We start from the raw sequence: 16,834 nt of genomic DNA on the forward strand, positions 1-16,834 counted from the left end.
CTATGAAACTCTCGGGCAACACCATCTTCATCACCGGCGGCGGCTCAGGCATTGGCCGCGCTCTTGCGGAGGAGCTTCACAAGCTCGGCAACAAGGTTATCATCTCCGGTCGGCGGCGCGCGAACCTCCAGGAGGTCGTCGACGCAAATCCGGGCATCGAGGCGGTCGAACTCGATGTCACGGATTTGGCCAGCATCGATGCCGCCGCCCGCCGGCTCGTCGCCGACCATCCGGATCTCAACGTTCTCATCAACAACGCGGGCATCATGCTGCCCGACCGGGCTGCGGGCCAGATCGACGACAAGCTCCTGATGGATACGGTCATGACGAACTTCGTCGGCTCCATCCGGATGAGTTCGGCGCTGGTCGACCATCTCAAGGGCAAGGAAGGGGCCGTCATCGCCTATACGAGCTCCGTGCTCGGATTTGTCCCGATGGCCGTCACCGCAGTCTATTCGGCGACAAAGGCGGCGATCCATTCCTACGCGCTGTCGCAACGCTTCATGCTCAAGGACACTGGGGTTCGCGTGCTCGAAATCGCGCCGCCGTGGGTCCGGACAGACCTCATGAACAGCCGGGAGGCCGAGCAGGCGATGCCGCTCGACCAGTTTATCAACGAGGCCATCGCCCTGCTCGGCACCGATGCGGACGAGATCGTCGTCGACGGAGCAAAAGCGTTCCGAAACAACGCTGGCCCCAACGAGCACCTGCTGATCGACGCGTTTAACCAGCAGGCGCTCGCCATGTTCGGCTAACGGCGACCGGCCGGCCGTTGTGGCTTTGAAATGCCGAGAGGCGCGGAATCCTTCCATCGAGATCCGCGCCTCCAGTTCGTTACACCCGCCCTCGGGGCAGTATCCGTTTGGCTGCATTCGATACCCCACGCATCTCCTGCCGCCGGGAGCGGGGTCGATCTGAAACGGGGTTCGCGGCCGCGCTCGCTCCAGCGGCTATCGGACGCGAGCATGGCCGATGCAATGGCCCGGATTATTCCGCGGCCTGCGGCAGTATCTCATCCTCTTCCTCCTCGTGCCGGCGCGGCTTGTAGCCCGAGCGGAGCACGACATAGAAGACGGGGGTGAGGAACAGGCCGAACACCGTCACGCCGAGCATTCCCGAGAAGACCGCGGTGCCGAGGGACTGCCGCATCTCGGCGCCCGGTCCTCGAGCGACGGCCAGCGGCAGCACGCCGAAGATGAAGGCGAATGCTGTCATCAGGATCGGCCGCAGACGCAGATGGCTCGCCTCGATCGCCGCCTCCACCGCGGTCTTTCCGTCCTCCTGGGCCTGCCTGGCGAACTCCACGATGAGGATTGCGTTCTTGGCCGCCAGACCGATCAGGACCACGAAGCCGATCTGGGTCAGGACGTTGTTGTCCATCCCACGGACGTAGACGCCGAGCAACGCGCCCAGGACTGCGAGAGGAACGATCAGAATAATCGCGAGCGGCAGTATCCAGCTCTCATACTGGGCCGAGAGTGCCAGGAATACGAACACCACGGAGAGCACGAAGATCCAGGCCGCGCTGCCACCGACATGCGTTTCCTGATAGGACAGATCGGTCCACTCGAACGTGGTGCCAGGCGGAAGGATCCTTGTGGCCAATCCTTCCATCGTCTTGATGGCGTCGCCCGTGGAAGTCCCCGGAGTGGCGTTTCCCTGGAGCGGGACGGAGACGTACATGTTGTAGCGCTGGACAAGCGGCGGCCCGCTGGTCTCGCGGATATCGGCAAGCGTTCCCAGCGGGACAAGCGCGCCGGTGGCCGATCGCACCTTCAGATCGAGCATGTCGTCGCGCTCCATTCTGAACTGCTTGTCGGCTTGGGCGCGCACCTGGTAGACGCGCCCGAAGGCGTTGAAGTCGTTCACGTAGGAGATGCCCAGGTTGCTCGAGAGCGTGTCGAAGATGTTCGGGATCGGCACGTTCAGGAATTGCGCCTTGTCGCGGTCTATATCCAGGTAGAATTCCGGGCCTGATTCCGAAAAGGTCGTGAACACGCCGTTCAGGCCAGGCGTCTGGTTGGCGGCAGCCATCAGCTGCCGGGTCAGGCCGAGGACGCGGGTCATGTCGGCGTTCTCGAGATCCATGACCTGCATCTTGAAGCCGCCCGAATTGCCGATGCCCCGTACAGGCGGCGGCGGTATGGCGATGATGAAGGCTTCATCGACGCTCTGAAGGTTCTTGTAGAGGTTCGCGATGATCGAATTGGCGGTTTCGCCGGACTTGAGCCGTTCCTCGAAAGGCTGGAACGGCGTGAAGACCACGCCGGCGTTCGATGCATTGGTGAAGGTGGCGCCACTGAAGCCGGCGAATTCGACGGCATTGCCGACGCCGGGGGTCTTCCTTGCTATCTCTGCGACCTGCTTCACGACCGCGTCGGTACGGTCGAGCGATGCGCCATCGGGCAGCTGAACGACAATGATCGCGTAGCCCTGGTCCATCACCGGAATGAAGCCGCTCGGAACCTGCGTGCTTACGAACCAGGTCGCACCCAGGAGAAGCAGAAAGACGGCGAGCGCGCAGCCGCGCCCGATCCAGGACTGGACGATGAGGCGTACGAGCACCGAATAGCCGCGGCTCATCGCGTCGAAGCCGCGGTTGAAACCGCCCGAGATGGCATGGCCGATCCGCGAGAAGAGGCTGCGATGGTGCTCGACGTTCGAATGCCGCTTCAGCACCAGGGCTGCGAGCGCCGGAGAGAGAGTGAGCGAGTTTACCGCGGAGATCACGGTCGCGATCGCGATCGTCACCGCGAATTGTTTGTAGAACTGTCCCGCGATGCCGGGAATGAACGCAGTCGGTACGAAGACCGCCACCAGCACGAGGGAAATGGCGACGACGGCCGTCCCGACTTCGTCCATGGTCGTGTGCGCGGCCCGTCGCGGACCCATGCCCTTGGCAAGGTTTCGCTCCACGTTCTCCACGACCACGATCGCGTCGTCGACCACGATACCAATCGCGAGCACGAGACCGAAAAGGGTCAGCATGTTCAGCGACATTCCGAACGCGGCCAGGAACGCAAAGGTGCCGACCAGCGATACGGGGATCGCGACGATCGGAATGATCGCCGTTCTCCAGGACTGGAGAAAGACCAGAACGACGATCGCAACGAGAACGGCGGCCTCGCCGATGGTGTGATAGACTTCGGTGATCGATTCCGAGACGAAAGCGGTCGTGTCGTACACGACCCGGTATTCAAGCCCCGGCGGGAAGTCCTTGGAAACGTCCGTCATGATCTGGCGGATCTGGGCGGCGGTCTCGAGCGCGTTCGTGCCCGGCCGCGCGAAGATGCCGAGGGCGACGGCCGGCTGGTTGTTCAGGTAGCTGTTCGTGACGTAGTCCTGGGCGCCAAGTTCGACGCGGGCGACGTCCTCGAGCTTCACCAGCCGTCCGGCCGACGTGGACTTGACGATCACGTAGCGGAACTGCCTGGGATCGGAGAAGCGTCCGTCGGTCCTGACGACATATTGAAACGAGCTATCGGTGCCGGCCGGCGGACCGCCGATGGAGCCGCCCGAAACCTGGACGTTCTGGTCGCGAAGCGCGCCGACGACATCGCTTGCCGTCATGTTGTACGAGGCGAGTTTCTCCGGATCGAGCCAGATGCGCATGGCATACTGGCGTTCGCCGAATATCTGGACATCGCCGACGCCCTGCAGGCGGACCAGCGTGTCGCGGATGCGGTTGCGGGCGTAGTTCGAGGTATAAAGCTGGTCGTACCTGCCGGATGGCGAGAGGATATGGATCACCATCATCAGGTCGGGCGAGCTCTTCTGCGTGGTCACGCCAAGCCGTTGCACTTCGTCGGGCAGGCGTGGCAGGGCGATCGCAACGCGGTTCTGGACGAGGACCTGTGCCTTGTCGAGGTCGGTGCCGAGCTTGAATGTGATCGTCAGCGACATCGCGCCGTCGGCGCTCGAGTAGGACGACATGTAGAGCATGTCCTCGACGCCGTTCACTTCCTGCTCGATGGGGGTCGAGACCGTATCTGCGATGGTCTGCGGATCGGCCCCCGGGTAGGACGTTTTTACCACGATCGTCGGCGGCGCAATGTCCGGATACTGCGAGATCGGCAGCTGGAGATAGGCGATGGTGCCGACGATCATCAGAACCACGGATATGACCGATGCGAAGATCGGGCGGTCGATGAAAAAGTGCGCGAATCTCATTTCGATGGCTCCACGGCGGCGGCCGCTTCCTGGCTCGAAGCCGGCGCATCATTGTTCTCGGGCGGAAGCTGCACGGTGACAGGCGTTACCTTGCCGCCTGGACGGACCCGGACGACGCCTTTCACGACGATCGTCTCGCCGCCGGTCAGACCGCTTCTGATGACGCGGTAGCCATAGAGCTTCGGCCCCGGCCGTACCGACTTCGTCGATACCGTACCGTCTTCCCCCACGACATAGACGACCCGCTCGTTCTGGTCGGACGCGATGGCCTCGTCGGGTATCAGCACGGCCTGGTAGGCGTTCGAGCCCTCGATCGCCACACGTCCGAAGAGGCCGGGCTGAAGAAGGAAATTCGGGTTGGCGAAACGGGCGCGGACACGCAGCGTTCCGGACTCGGGATCCACCGTGTTTTCGGCGAAGTCGACGACACCCTTGACCTTGGTATGGTCGCGATCCGCAAGCGTCACCGTGACAGGGAGGCTCCCGCCGCCGTCCTGCAGGACGTTGCCCTGCTTCCTGGCGGTCTCCGCGTAGTTCAGCAATCGCCGCTCGTCGACGTCGAAGTAGAAGTCGATCGGGTCCATGGCGACGATGGTGGTCAGAACGGTCTGGTCGGCCTGCACGAGGTTTCCAGCCGATATGAGATGCCTGTCGATGCGTCCGCTCAGCGGAGCCGTAATGTTGCTGTAGACGAGATCGAGTTTCGCGCGTTCGACGCTCGCCTGCGCACCTTCCACGTTGGCCTCGGCGGACTGAAGCTCGCGACGGCGGTCGTCGAGCGTCGATACGGACTGGCTCCCGGACTTTACAAGCGAGTCCACGCGCTCGAACTCCGACTTGGCGTAGGTCAGCGTGGAATTTGCGACGGCAAGGGTTGCGTTCGCCTCGTTGAGCGCAGTGTCGAACGGCCGCTGGTCGATCTGGAACAATTGGTCGCCGGCCTTGACGAGCTGGCCGTCCTTGAAGTCGATATTCTGGAGATATCCCCCGACACGCGAACGCACGCTGACCTGCTCCGACGCCTGGAAGCGCCCAATGAAGTCGTCGGTGTCGGTGACATCGCGCAGGAGCGGCTTTGCCACCGAGACCTGCGGCGGGGGTGGAGACTGCTGCGCGGACGCGGTGCTGGCCGCGAGGAGTAAAAGAAAAGCGACAAGACGGCCGTGATGGTCGGTTATGCGCATTGGAGTAGCCTCCGGATCTGGTCGGGCAAGCGCACCTCGACGCTGTCAAAGCGTATCAATGGCATTGCCGAGCCCCTGACGATGCGGCCGTCGAAGGCTCGCGGTTTCCTGATAGGGAAACCCTAGTCGGGTGACGGGCGGGCTATTGTCGAAAATCAGCCTTTTAGAAGAATCCTGACCGAACAAGTGCACCGTTTTCCAGTCCACGCGTTCGGAACGCCCTGCCGCCGCCGGGTGGTGACGAAGGCGAGGCGCATACATCGCCGATCTACAAGCGCCACTGTGTAAATCCGTCGAAATTGGGCGGTCTCAGCCTCGATTTGCGAGGAGCGTCTGAGCCTCTCTCAGGTCGCCGGTGAGGAAGCCTTCGGTAAATCTGGCGTAGATTGGCTCCAGCAGGTCGCGAGCCTCGTGAAACCGGCCGAGGCGTTGCCAAAACCGGGCGGTGCTGCTTGCCGCCCTCAGCTGCCACGACAAGGCGTTCTGCCGCCCGGCCAGCCTCAGGGCTTCGGAAAACAGCTCCTCGATGGCGGCAATTGCCGGTCTCTCGATCTGAATGGCGAGGATCTCTCCCTTGATCCTGAGCAATTCCGGAAGGATCCAAAGTTCCTGGGTTTGCAGTGCTGCGGAAATCGCTCGGTCTGCGACCGCGATGCCTTCCTCGACTTTTCCCGCGCGGGCAAGCCCCATCGCGAGTTCTCCCAGAAAGCCGATGTAGCGCATATGAAATGAGTGCTCGGGAAACGTTTCGAGTGCGCTCCCTAGAACGTCCAGCCCGTCCTGCAACGCGCCTTGTCTCATAAGCAGCACCCCTTTGAGACATCGGGTCCATCGCGCCCATGGTTCGGCGGCGTGCCGCACCGGCTGACGGGCAAGCATGTCCACATAGCGGTCCGCCGCCTCGAGATCACCCGCAAGGAGAGAAACAGGGACCGCCGATTGAACCAGAACATATGTCAGAGAGAGCGCATGTCCGACGTCCTTTGCCTTGTCGACGTTCGCTTCGACAATGGAGACCGCCTTGTCCGGAAATCCCTGCAGCCACATTATGCTGGCCAGAGCGATGTTCGCCATTACCTGCTGATCGAATTGAAAGCGTACGATATGCGAGCGATCCGGGGGCGCGGTATAGTGCGCCAGCATGAGCTCGGTATGCTTTCTGGCCAGGTCCTGTTCGCCCAGAAGATAAAAGGAATATCCCAGCAGCCTATCAGCCAGCGCCGAGGCGGCAGGGTCTCCGCAGCTTGCCGCGCTTCTTGCGAACCGGTTGGCATAGTCGAGCGCAGCCCGGTTCTCCCCATGGTTTATTCGGTCTGACCACAGTCCCCACATCGCTCTCAATCGGTAGTCGTCCTCTCCGATTCTTTCGGCGATCTTCAGCACGGACGTCCACGCGGCGGTCAGTTCCGGCGCCGAACCGCGCGTATAGAGCGACGCGCCGCCAACGGCCGAAAAAAGCCGCAGCTTTTCGTTCGAATCCCGATCGCCGTGTGGGTCGAGCCTGGAAAGCGCGGCTTCGGCCCAAAGGCGGCACTCCTCGTTCAGGGAGAGATCGATCCATAGAGGGATGGCAGAAATGGTCAGAGCCACGCCAGCTTCGGCAGCGCCGCCGGGAGAGAAAGCCCAATTCAGAGCCAGACGGATGTCCTCTATATGGTCGGCATAGGCAAGGAGCCATTCCTGCCCGGACCTGGGTCCCTGTTCCGCTACGACCTGGTCCGTTATCTGTCGAAGATACTCGGCATGGCGCAAGGAGAACTGATCGACCTCCTCACTTTCGGCCAATCTCTCCTGAGCATATGCCCGCGTGGTGCTAAGCAGACGATATCTTGCGTTCGCATGCCCGAATTCAGCGACGATCAGAGATTTCCTGACGAGGTGGGCGATATCATCCACCAATATGGACTGGCCGATATCCGGACCTGATGCCACGGCGATCGCGGCTCTCAACGTAAAGTGACCCGCGAAAAGGCTAACCCTGCGCAGCACCGCCTTTTCCGTCTCGGCAAGCGCGCCATAGCTCCAGTCGAGCGTGGCGCCGAGTGTCCGATGCCGTGGAACGGCGGTACGGGCGCCCTGCATCATCAATTTGAATTTGTCGTCGAGCAGCTTGAAGAGACCGAACACTCCGAACGCATCGACACGGCTTGCCGCGAGCTGGATGGCGAGCGGGAGTCCATCAAGTCTCCTGCATATGTCGGCGACGACCGGTGCCTCCGCGTCCGTCAGCTGGTAATTATCGAGCGAAGCGGCCGCCCGTTCGGCAAACAGCTGGACCGATGGGAAGGCGAGTGCTTCGGCCGCGGTCAGCATGTCCCCGACTGGAGGTGCCTGCAGAGGCGACAGACGCAGGATGACTTCGCCTTCGGCATTGAGAGGCTCGCGGCTCGTCGCGATGATCCTCACCATCGGGGCCGCCTTCAGTATTTCCTCCGCAAGCTTGGCGGCAATCTCGACGACATGCTCGCAATTGTCCAACAGGATCAACAGATGCTTGTTCTTGAGGTGGGCAAGAAGGTCATGGACAGGATCGTGCGACAGAGCGACGATCCCGACCGCCGAGGCGACGGTAGCGGGGACATGGCTGGCGTTGGAAACCGGCGTCAAGTCGATGAACCGGGCGCCGTCCCGATAGGAACTTGCAAGGGAGGTCGCTGCGGCGATCGCCACGGTGGTCTTGCCAATGCCGCCGGCGCCGGAAATCGTCACAAGACGATGCCGCGACACACGGGCCGAGAGAGTGTCGACAACGTCCGCGCGCCCGAACATCCTTGACAGGGCAACCGGAAGGCCGATGCCTTCCGATCCGTTGGCGAGGAAGGTGGCTGCTTCCGCGGCTTCTTCGACGGGAGCCTTGAATTGGTAACCCCGGCCGACGACGTTTCCGATGGCGTCCTCGATGCCGGCCGCCGCAAGGAGCTTGCGCAACTCCGCCACGTAGACACGCAGGTTCGCCTCGCCGACCAGTGTCTTCGGCCAGGCATTTTTCAAGAGTTCCTGCTTGTCAACGATCTGGCCGCTACGCTCGGTGAGCATTGTCAGTATATCGAACGCACGCGGGCTGATCCTGACCGGCATGTCGTCTTTTATGAGCAATCTCTGCATCGGCAGAAGCTTGAAGGGACCGAATTTTAGCATCGCCGTGCGAGGTATATTCTGAGTTCCCGGCACTAAACTCTCCTAAAAGACGAACGCATTGGGACAAGTGCACGTCCTAACTTGCAAAGCCTTTCCAGACCATAGTCTCCGCCCGCTAATCCAGCGGTCTACCCGGCATTTACTGGCAATCTTTGCAGTGAAAAGAGAAAATTTACAGCTATTTATTTCGCCCTGAGCCGACTTCGCATCAATATGTGATGGCCTGAAAACGAGGTCGTCGCGGCGGGGAAGGCGCATGGTGGGCGACACCGTTCGAGAGAGCGCCCGATGGCTGCGATCGTCGCGTCCGCAGGCCTTTTTGGGTGGCTGGCTTTGGCATTTCGATCTCGCGACCAAAGCCGGCGGACGCATTGGAGATGACGGTGACCTAGATGACCGAGGAGTACCTTTCGTTCGGACCGTTCAGATTGTTCGCCTCAAGGCGGATTCTGGAGAAGAACGGCCAGCTGGTACCGGTCGGTAGCCGCGCCTTCGATGTTCTTACGACACTCGCGGTCAAGCGGGGAAGCGTGGTCACGCTTTCCGAAATCGGAAGGCTGGTCTGGCCCGGCATGCACTTGGATGTCGGCACCCTGAGGGTTCATATCGCGGCCCTGAGGAAGGCGCTGGGCGAGCAGCAAAGCGAGCGGGGCTTCATCGTCAATGTTCCCGGAAAAGGCTATCTTCTTGCATCCGACGCCATGCTGCGGCGCGATCCCGGCGCGTCGTTGGCGCAGCCTGCGCCGCCGCCACGAATTTCACCCAGGACCCGGGTTATCGGACGCGAGGCTTTTACCCGTGCGGCATCGATCCAGCTGGCCGCCACTCATCTCCTGACGCTTTCCGGGCCGGCCGGGGTGGGCAAGACAACGATGGCTCTCGCAATCGCTGACGAGATTTCGGACAACTATGCCGATGGCGTTCACTTCGTCGATCTCGGCCTGCTGCAGAAGGCCGATCAGATAGCCGGAGAGCTTTGTTCTGTTCTCCGCCTCAGCTCGTTCTCGGACAATCCGATTGACAGTGTTCTTTCCCGCCTCGAAGACCGCGCGGCGTTGCTTATTCTGGACAATTGCGAGCATCTTGCGCCGGCGGTACGGGTCTTTGTCGAGGCCGTCCGCAAACGTGCGGCGGCCGTCGATATTCTCGTCACGAGCCGCGAGCCTCTTCATGCGGAAGGGGAATTGATCAGAAGCGTGCCGCCGCTCAAGACGCCGCCCTTGGGAGAGCCGCTTACGGCCGAGGAGATTTTCAGCTTTCCGGCGGTCGAACTGTTTGTCGAAAGGGCATCGGCGCGGAGCGAAGTGTTTCGACCTTCCGCAGAAAATGCGCAGGCGATTGCCGAACTCTGCCGAAATCTTGAGGGTATACCTCTTGCGATCGAGTTCGCGGCTGCGCGCGCCGGCGATCTGGACCTAGGCAGGTTCGGTGAGGGTTTTGAAGCCATCTATCCGATGCTGAGAGAAGTTCGCCTGCCCGGCGAACTGAGGCATCGCACGTTGCGGAATACCATCAGCTGGAGCTATGGCCTGCTAACGGGTTTCGAGGGGGTGGTTTTCCGGAGACTCTCTGTTTTTTCAGGAGATTTCACGGTCGAAGCTGCTTGCGACGTGACAGGGCTCGGAGGCGATCTGGGCCGCGAGATCGGCGCCATCCTGGCCAGCCTGATCGCCAAGTCGCTGATAACGGCCGTGGGCAAGGGCCGCTTTATCCGATGCCGCATGCTTAACATGATACGCGAGTTTGGCCGGGAAAAACTCGATGAAAACGGCGAAGCGGTGCTCATGTACCGCCGCCACGCGGAGTTCTGCGTTTCCCTGCTGGAAGAGGCGGCGGCGGCCTGGAGCGACGGCGTGACGTCAACGTGGCTCGAGCAGTATGGCTCCAAGCTTCCCGAGGTGAGGCAGTCGATCGAATGGGCGTTCTCGAGCCCCGGAGATGAACAAATCGGCGTAACGTTGACGGCATTGGGATCGGTGCTGTTCATGACGATAGGGCTGATTGGCGAATACCGCACGCTTATCGAACGGGCGCTGGAGGTGAACCGGAGATCGCCTGCACCCGACAGGCTCGCGGACGCGAAGATGCATGCGGCCCTGGCGACGATCTATCATCATTCCCACGATTTTCCGCTCGGCGACGAGACGACGGGGCAGTTCGAACTCAGCCTGAAGGCAGCCCGCGATGCGGGTAGCATAGCAGACGAGCTTCGGGCGATATCGGGTCTTTCCGCAGCCTACCTGTTCAGGGGAGAACATGAAAAGGCTCTGACCTTGCAAAGGGACTTCGACAGGCTGGAGGGCCCAGATGCCCGGCATGTGGCAAACCGGACCCTTGGACATAGCAATCACTATGCGGGAAACAGGGTGGAGGCCGAACGCCGTATTGCCGCCGCGCTCCATCCCCTAGACGGCAATCCCCAGATCAAGAATGCCGGTTCTCAATTCGATCAACGCCAGGTAACGCTTCGATCTACCCTTGCCAATCATCTCTGGCTCACCGGCAAATTGGACCAGGCAACCCTTCTCGCATCGCGCTGCGTCGATGATGCTCTGGCGGCCAATCATCCGCTTTCATTGTGTCATGCGCTGGGGACCGCCGCATTTCCGCTTGTCTACCTTACAAATGGGCCGTCGGCAGCAGCGCCGTATCTTGCTCTCCTGACGGAGACTGCTTCCCGTCATGCGCTCTATCGTTGGCTTCGCTGGGCGGAGGCCTATGAAGAAGTGACCTCGCCCGATGCCATAGTTCGAAATCGGAATGACCGCACCGGGCTGCTTTCAAAGATCGGCATTGGAGGCGTGCTGGCCGAGTATACGGCAGTGCTGGGCGGCGAGATGGCCATCGACTGGGTGGTGCGTCAAGCCATGAACACCACACCCGGCTGGTGTTATGCCGAACTGCTGCGGATCTGCGGCGAGCTCGAACTTCGCAGGTCGGGAGATAGAGCGGAGGCGATGAAATTTTTCCGCCAGGGGCTCAATCTGGCGACCAGCCAAGGGTACGACACATGGCGGCTCAGATGCGCAACGAGCCTTGCACGAGTCCTTGCGGAAACCGGCGCCACGTTCGAAGCCGCGGCCGTTCTTTCCGACGTCATGCCCCTTTTCGCAGAAGGTTTCGAAAGCGTGGATTTTCGAGCGGCGCGTGCGCAACTTGCCGCTGTCCACTGACACCTGAAGACGGGAACATCGATCGACGCCCATTTGCATCAAATCTGTTCAATATGAATTCGGGGCCGGCACTATCGTAGGTAGTCAGGTCTTGGAGGAAGATTAAATGATCCACGTCATCAGCATCATCATTGCAAATTCGGGAATGCGCGAGGCGCTGTTGAAGGCTTTTAAAGAAATAGTGCCCGCCGTGAGGAAGGAACCTGGTTGCCTGGAATATATCGCGATGGGAGATGCCGACGAAACCGACCCGGGTTTCGGAAGCGACACCTTCGTGGTCATCGAAAAATGGGAGAACCACGCAGCGTTCAAGACGCACAAGACGGCAGCCCCGCTTCGTTCCTTCATGACCGGATCAAGGGCGCTTCTCAACTCGCTGTCGCTGCATGTGCTCCGGGAGCTTTGACAGATGAGGCGATGAAAGATGGACGCGGATGACCGACGGCCAGAGGAGCTTTCCCTGCTCTCTTTGCGGGTCTCGTCGAGCTGCAAGCTTGGAGCAGGAGAGGGTAGCTCCTGCGAGCGCCGGGATTCCTCGCCGATGCCTCTTCCCCTCAGGCGCCCCGGACGAATAGGCGATGGCCATGAGCTCTCCTGCTTGACGTTCGGTCAGTTCTTGATGGATCCACAGTCGCGCCGGCTCACTCGCGAGGGTGTCCATCTCGCCATAGGCGGCCGGGCATTCGATCTTCTGCTTGCCCTGGTCGAAAAGGCGGGGGAAGTCGTCACGCATGCCGAACTGGTGGCGCGCGCGTGGCCGGGCAGGAGGGCTGTGGGGGATAGCGCACTTCGATTTCAGATGAAGGTGCTGAGAAGGCTGCTGGGCGACCCCGAACACGCCTTGCTGACCACTGTCGCAGGCAGAGGATACATGTTGACCGAAAGGGTTCGCCCGGGTTGCGCTGCCGGCAGCCTGGAGAAGCCGCATGGCGACATTCCAAAAATAGCGAAGCGAGAAGGGGGCGCTTGGCCCATCCTCCGCTGGCTGGGATCCGACGATGAGCAGACCCATCTCTTCGGCCGAGAAACGGATGTTCCGGCTGTCGCCGAGGCCCTTCTGAGCGAATCCTTCCTCACCATCATCGGCGCCGGCGGCGTCGGCAAGACAGCGCTTGCCCTGGCGGTAGCAGCGCGGCTTGCCAACGTCTTCGACAAGATCGCCTTCATCGACTTCTCGGGTATGGAGAGGCCCGGCCCCAGCTTAGGCGTTGCTTCCGCTCCAGGCTTGGACCCCGCGACCGCTGACTGGTTGCGCCAGATGGCTCCCCTGTCTCGGAATGAGCGGCTGCTCATGATCTTCGATAGCTGCGAGCAAGCCATTGAAACCGCCTCGGCACTCGTGGAGCGGATACGGAGCGAACGGCCGTCCGCCGTCATCCTCGCCGCGAGCCGTGAACCGATACGCGCTGTCGGCGAAAGGCTCAGGCGGTTGTCGCCGCTGCCGCTGCCGGCGATGGGCGACAGCGTCGATATCGATGAGGTTCTTTCCTGTCCTTCGATTGCGCTGTTTGTGGAGAGATCGGAGATCGCTGCATCCCTGCTGGCCGACAGACGCCGTTTGTCGTTGATCGCCGCGATATGTCGCCGGCTCGACGGCCTTCCGCTGGCGATTGAGCTTGCAGCCGCCAGGTATCAGGATCTCGGCCTTTCAGGCCTATCGGACCTTCTGACCTCCGCAATCGATGCCGGTGTCGGCAGCCATCATCAACGGATACCGCCTCGTCATCGATCGATGTCGGCCAGCCAAGGCTGGAGCTTCGGACTTCTGCCGGTCAGGCAGCAGAGGATGCTTTGTCGCCTGTCGGTATTCGACGGCGCCTTTTCCGAAAGCCTGGCGGTCTGTGTCGGGGCGAAGCATGCGCCTTCCGCGCGGGAAGCCTTCGAAGATCTCGCGGAGCTGGTGCTGAAATCGCTGGTTGACTTTGACGCGGCCGAGAAGACCAACAACTACTCCCTGTTGGCGACGACCAGGGTCTACGTCCTGCGGCGCCTGCGTGAAAGCGGGGAGGAGGATGAGGCTCGTCGCCTGCATGCCGTTCTCTTCGAAGAGGAGCTGAGGCGCCTGGATGCTTCGTACCCGAGCGCAGATCGCGCCGTCAGGCGGCAAGCGTACGCCAAATTGATCGGAGACATTCACACTGCGCTCGACTGGTGCCTGTCCGAACGGGGCGACCCCGAGCTGGCGATCAAACTGTGCCTCTCAGCAAGCGTGCTTTTTCTGGAGTTCGACTTGCTACGTGACTATCTGAGCTATCTTGAGCGCGCGCGGCTGATTTTCGAAAGCGCTCCCTCGAACGAATATCTGGAAGCATCTCTTTTGAAGATGCTGACGGCGGTTCGCCACTATGCTGATGATCCGACCGAGGAAATGCGGGGCGGCCTGGCGAAATTGTTGCGCGACACGTCCTGCCGATCGTCGGGTCGGGTGCGCTAGAGGTGTGCCGGGGCAATTCAAAGAGGAGTTTGCCGCGGTTGATATGATATGCGCGGCGGATATGCCGCATCAACCCGGCCGAACATGGAAGCCGATCGGGATTGCCTGGGAAAGGAGCGAATGCGGTACTGCTTCGGATCGTTTGAACTCGATACGCTGCGCCGCGAGCTGACGCGCGACGGCAGGCCCATGCGTCTCGCTGGCCGCGGGTTCGATCTGCTTGCATGCCTGGTGGAGCGTCGAGGCGAAACTCTCTCGAGCGAAGAGATGGTCGGAAAAGTGTGGCCGGACAGAAGGATGGATCCCTCTCAGCTCAGGTTTCACATCGCCCCGCTACGCAAAGCCCTGGGCCAATCAAGCGAATGCAGGTTCATTGCCGCGTTGTCGGGCAAAGGCTATTCCTTCATTGCGGAAGTTCACCAGAAATATCCCGACGGAAGCGAGGGATTCGATGCGCCCTCGGAGACGCAGGCGCGGATCAAGGCACTCGACCCGGACAGCGAACGGGAAATTTCGTTCTGGCGGGAAACGGAATTGGCGGGCCGGAAGGACGAGATCGCGGCATTTGGCAGAACGCTCCTATCGGATCGCTTCCTGACCATCGTCGGTGCTGGTGGCGTGGGAAAGACGTCGTTGGCTCTGGCAATCGCCGACCGTCTGCGCGAGCGGTTTTCCCGTGGCATCCTGGTGGTGAACGTCGCGGCAATCCATGGCCGGGGGATGATATCGACCGCTATGGCGTCTTTGCAGGCTCAGCGCAGCGACGGCGGTGCGCTTTTGATCCTGGACGGCTGCGAGCAGGACACGATTTTCGCGGCAGAGACGGCTCGAAGACTGCTTGCATCGTTCAAAGATCTGTTCGTGATCGCCACCAGCAGAGCGCCGCTGATGACGGTCGGCGAACGGCAGCGAAGGCTTGGGATGCTTGCGGTGCCGTTCGCCGGATCCAGTTGGCCACGGATTCTGTCCTATCCGTCCGTGGAGATGCTGCTGATACGGGGGCATCTGGATGCTGGATCGCTTTCCGAGTCCGAGCGGATTATGGTGGCGGACGCTTCAAGGCGGCTGGACGGACTGCCGCTTGCGATCGAGATAGCCGCCAGTCACTGCAGGCGAGGCGGTGTCGAAGCCCTGCGAAATATCCAGGAGGACGGAATTTTCGACCTGGAAGCGCTCCATGCGCGGCCTGACCGGCATCGGACTTTACGCGCGAACGTCGATTGGAGCTACAGGATGCTGTCCGACGAAGAGAAGGACGTGCTTTGTCGGCTCTCCGTCTTTACCGGCCCATTCGAAATGGATGCGGCGTTTGCTGCCTGCGCGCGCACGGCGAGCGAACGTGCTGCATTCCCTGATCGTTTTCTTTCGCTCATCCTCAAGTCGATGGTGTTGGTCGACATCGAAGGCGACGCGAAAATCTACAGGCTCGGTAACGATGTCCGACGTCTTTCGATCGCAAGATCGAATGTCCCGTAAATTGCCAAGGCCATCGAGGGATTGCATTGGCATTCGATTGCCAGGTGCGCCCGGAAGAGCCGATGGCGTCCACATTTTCTCACAACGTATAATTTGTTTTTCGTCCCTCCTCCTCCGATCGTCTCCCCAGGTTGCGACGAGGGACTATCATCATGTTGGCAAATGCTCGTGCTACGGCACTTCCGTCCGATGGCCACCCGGCCTCGATAAAATCGGGCTTGCCTCTCCGGTCGGCCGAAGGTTCGCCAAGCTGGTCTGCCACAGATCCGGTCGTGTACCATGGCGGCGTCATCACGCAGCGCTACAGACGAACATGGAGCCACGTCTCGGCGACCCTCGACTATGTGGAGGCCGAGCATTCCATGAAAGTGGAAATCGACTCGTCATCGGCAAGGATTTCCGTCGTCCTTGAGGTTGTGGGCGGCAAGTTTGTAGTCGATGCCGCCGGAAGCTCCGGACCGGAAAGCGATCTGGAGCGTTTTAACGAGGGACCTGTCAGCATTCTGCCGAAAAGCTTCCGGGCGGGGGGAACATCGGAAAGGGTGCGTTTTCTTCGACACCTGCTCGTTCAAGTGGATGAAAGCCGTCTTCAGGATGTCTATGACGAGGTGACGGGATCGTCCGGAAAGCTCATTCCGAAGCTGATGTTTCTCGACCAGCGTCTCATGGATCTGTCGAAGCTAATTGCGCATGAATGTCAGTCGTCGCTATCCGACGACTCTCTTTTCGGGGATACGCTCGCATCCGCGATGATGATTGCGCTTGCCAGGTCGCATCGTCAGAAGCCGCGATCCCTCGCACGCGGAGGCATGGCGCCCTTTCAGCTGCAAAAGGTTCAGCGCCATATGCTGGACAATATCGCAAAGACCGCAGCGCTCTCCGAACTTGCGGAAATTGTCACGATGTCCGTCGCTCACTTCTGCCGCGCATTCAAGATTTCGACGGGAAAAGCGCCGCATCAATGGCTGATCGAAGCACGGATAGAGACCGCGAAATCCCTTCTTCTCCGCAAAGAGATGTCGCTTGCCCATGTGGCCCTGACCCTGGGCTTCTGCGATCAGGCGCATTTTACCCGGACGTTCAGCAAGATTGTCGGAACCACTCCCCTGGCCTGGATCCGGGACAAGGCCCTTGCGGCGCATGGCGTTGACGCGCCGTACGACTATGAGTTTTCAGGCTGAGCGGGCGGTTCGATGCGTGCGGTCGGACCGTCCCTTGTCGTGTAGGCCGGCGCTGTGAAAGTTCAGCTCGACCGGCAT

At 60.9% G+C, this 16,834-nt stretch carries 9 protein-coding genes; 6 read left to right on the plus strand and 3 right to left on the minus strand.

From position 1 onward, the window contains the following. Nucleotides 1-2: 2 nt before the first annotated feature. Nucleotides 3-755, plus strand: coding sequence for an SDR family oxidoreductase (locus ACQZ6J_RS28830; RefSeq protein WP_449086520.1), 753 nt, complete (start codon nucleotides 3-5; stop codon nucleotides 753-755). A gap of 232 nt (nucleotides 756-987) precedes the next feature. On the opposite strand, the gene ACQZ6J_RS28835 is transcribed toward ACQZ6J_RS28830, so the two are convergent. The 3 genes from ACQZ6J_RS28835 to ACQZ6J_RS28845 all read right to left on the minus strand — a co-directional run bounded on the left by ACQZ6J_RS28835 (nucleotide 988) and on the right by ACQZ6J_RS28845 (nucleotide 8,525). After that, a complete protein-coding gene (locus ACQZ6J_RS28835) occupies nucleotides 988-4,170 on the minus strand; it encodes an efflux RND transporter permease subunit (RefSeq protein ID WP_449086521.1) in 3,183 nt (1,060 codons plus the stop codon). Then, nucleotides 4,167-5,354: an efflux RND transporter periplasmic adaptor subunit gene (locus tag ACQZ6J_RS28840; protein WP_449086522.1), complete on the minus strand. Its 1,188-nt coding sequence runs from the start codon at nucleotides 5,352-5,354 to the stop codon at nucleotides 4,167-4,169. The genes ACQZ6J_RS28835 and ACQZ6J_RS28840 overlap by 4 nt, the downstream gene beginning before the upstream one ends. Before the next feature lie 309 nt (nucleotides 5,355-5,663). Then, nucleotides 5,664-8,525, minus strand: coding sequence for a winged helix-turn-helix domain-containing protein (locus tag ACQZ6J_RS28845; RefSeq protein ID WP_449086523.1), 2,862 nt, complete (start codon nucleotides 8,523-8,525; stop codon nucleotides 5,664-5,666). Between the two features lie 359 nt (nucleotides 8,526-8,884). Between ACQZ6J_RS28845 and ACQZ6J_RS28850 the strand changes: the two genes are divergently transcribed. The 5 genes from ACQZ6J_RS28850 to ACQZ6J_RS28870 all read left to right on the plus strand — a co-directional run bounded on the left by ACQZ6J_RS28850 (nucleotide 8,885) and on the right by ACQZ6J_RS28870 (nucleotide 16,756). Continuing rightward, a complete protein-coding gene (locus ACQZ6J_RS28850) occupies nucleotides 8,885-11,665 on the plus strand; it encodes an ATP-binding protein (protein ID WP_449086524.1) in 2,781 nt (926 codons plus the stop codon). 106 nt (nucleotides 11,666-11,771) lie between these two features. Next, on the plus strand, nucleotides 11,772-12,071 hold the full coding sequence (locus tag ACQZ6J_RS28855) for a putative quinol monooxygenase (protein ID WP_163993157.1): 300 nt from the start codon (nucleotides 11,772-11,774) through the stop codon (nucleotides 12,069-12,071). 213 nt (nucleotides 12,072-12,284) lie between these two features. Further along, nucleotides 12,285-14,099 carry an ATP-binding protein gene (locus ACQZ6J_RS28860; RefSeq protein WP_449086525.1) on the plus strand — a complete coding sequence of 605 codons (1,815 nt, stop codon included), beginning with the start codon at nucleotides 12,285-12,287 and terminating at the stop codon, nucleotides 14,097-14,099. A 48-nt stretch (nucleotides 14,100-14,147) separates the two neighbouring features. Further along, nucleotides 14,148-15,575 (plus strand): ATP-binding protein, encoded by a 1,428-nt coding sequence (locus ACQZ6J_RS28865; RefSeq protein ID WP_449086526.1) that lies wholly within the window; start codon nucleotides 14,148-14,150, stop codon nucleotides 15,573-15,575. A gap of 152 nt (nucleotides 15,576-15,727) precedes the next feature. Beyond that, on the plus strand, nucleotides 15,728-16,756 hold the full coding sequence (locus tag ACQZ6J_RS28870; protein WP_449086527.1) for a helix-turn-helix domain-containing protein: 1,029 nt from the start codon (nucleotides 15,728-15,730) through the stop codon (nucleotides 16,754-16,756). Nucleotides 16,757-16,834: the final 78 nt, after the last annotated feature.

The organism is Rhizobium sp. A37_96 (genome assembly GCF_053521765.1).

Excerpts from the sequence above, each read along its gene's own strand:
- ACQZ6J_RS28870 (WP_449086527.1), top strand. The coding sequence starts at position 15,728 with ATGTTGGCAAATGCTCGTGCTACGGCACTTCCGTCCGATGGCCACCCG.
- ACQZ6J_RS28830 (WP_449086520.1), top strand. The coding sequence starts at position 3 with ATGAAACTCTCGGGCAACACCATCTTCATCACCGGCGGCGGCTCAGGC.
- ACQZ6J_RS28865 (WP_449086526.1), top strand. The coding sequence starts at position 14,148 with ATGCGCGGCGGATATGCCGCATCAACCCGGCCGAACATGGAAGCCGAT.
- ACQZ6J_RS28855 (WP_163993157.1), top strand. The coding sequence starts at position 11,772 with ATGATCCACGTCATCAGCATCATCATTGCAAATTCGGGAATGCGCGAG.
- ACQZ6J_RS28850 (WP_449086524.1), top strand. The coding sequence starts at position 8,885 with ATGACCGAGGAGTACCTTTCGTTCGGACCGTTCAGATTGTTCGCCTCA.
- ACQZ6J_RS28840 (WP_449086522.1), bottom strand. The coding sequence starts at position 5,354 with ATGCGCATAACCGACCATCACGGCCGTCTTGTCGCTTTTCTTTTACTC.
- ACQZ6J_RS28835 (WP_449086521.1), bottom strand. The coding sequence starts at position 4,170 with ATGAGATTCGCGCACTTTTTCATCGACCGCCCGATCTTCGCATCGGTC.
- ACQZ6J_RS28860 (WP_449086525.1), top strand. The coding sequence starts at position 12,285 with ATGGATCCACAGTCGCGCCGGCTCACTCGCGAGGGTGTCCATCTCGCC.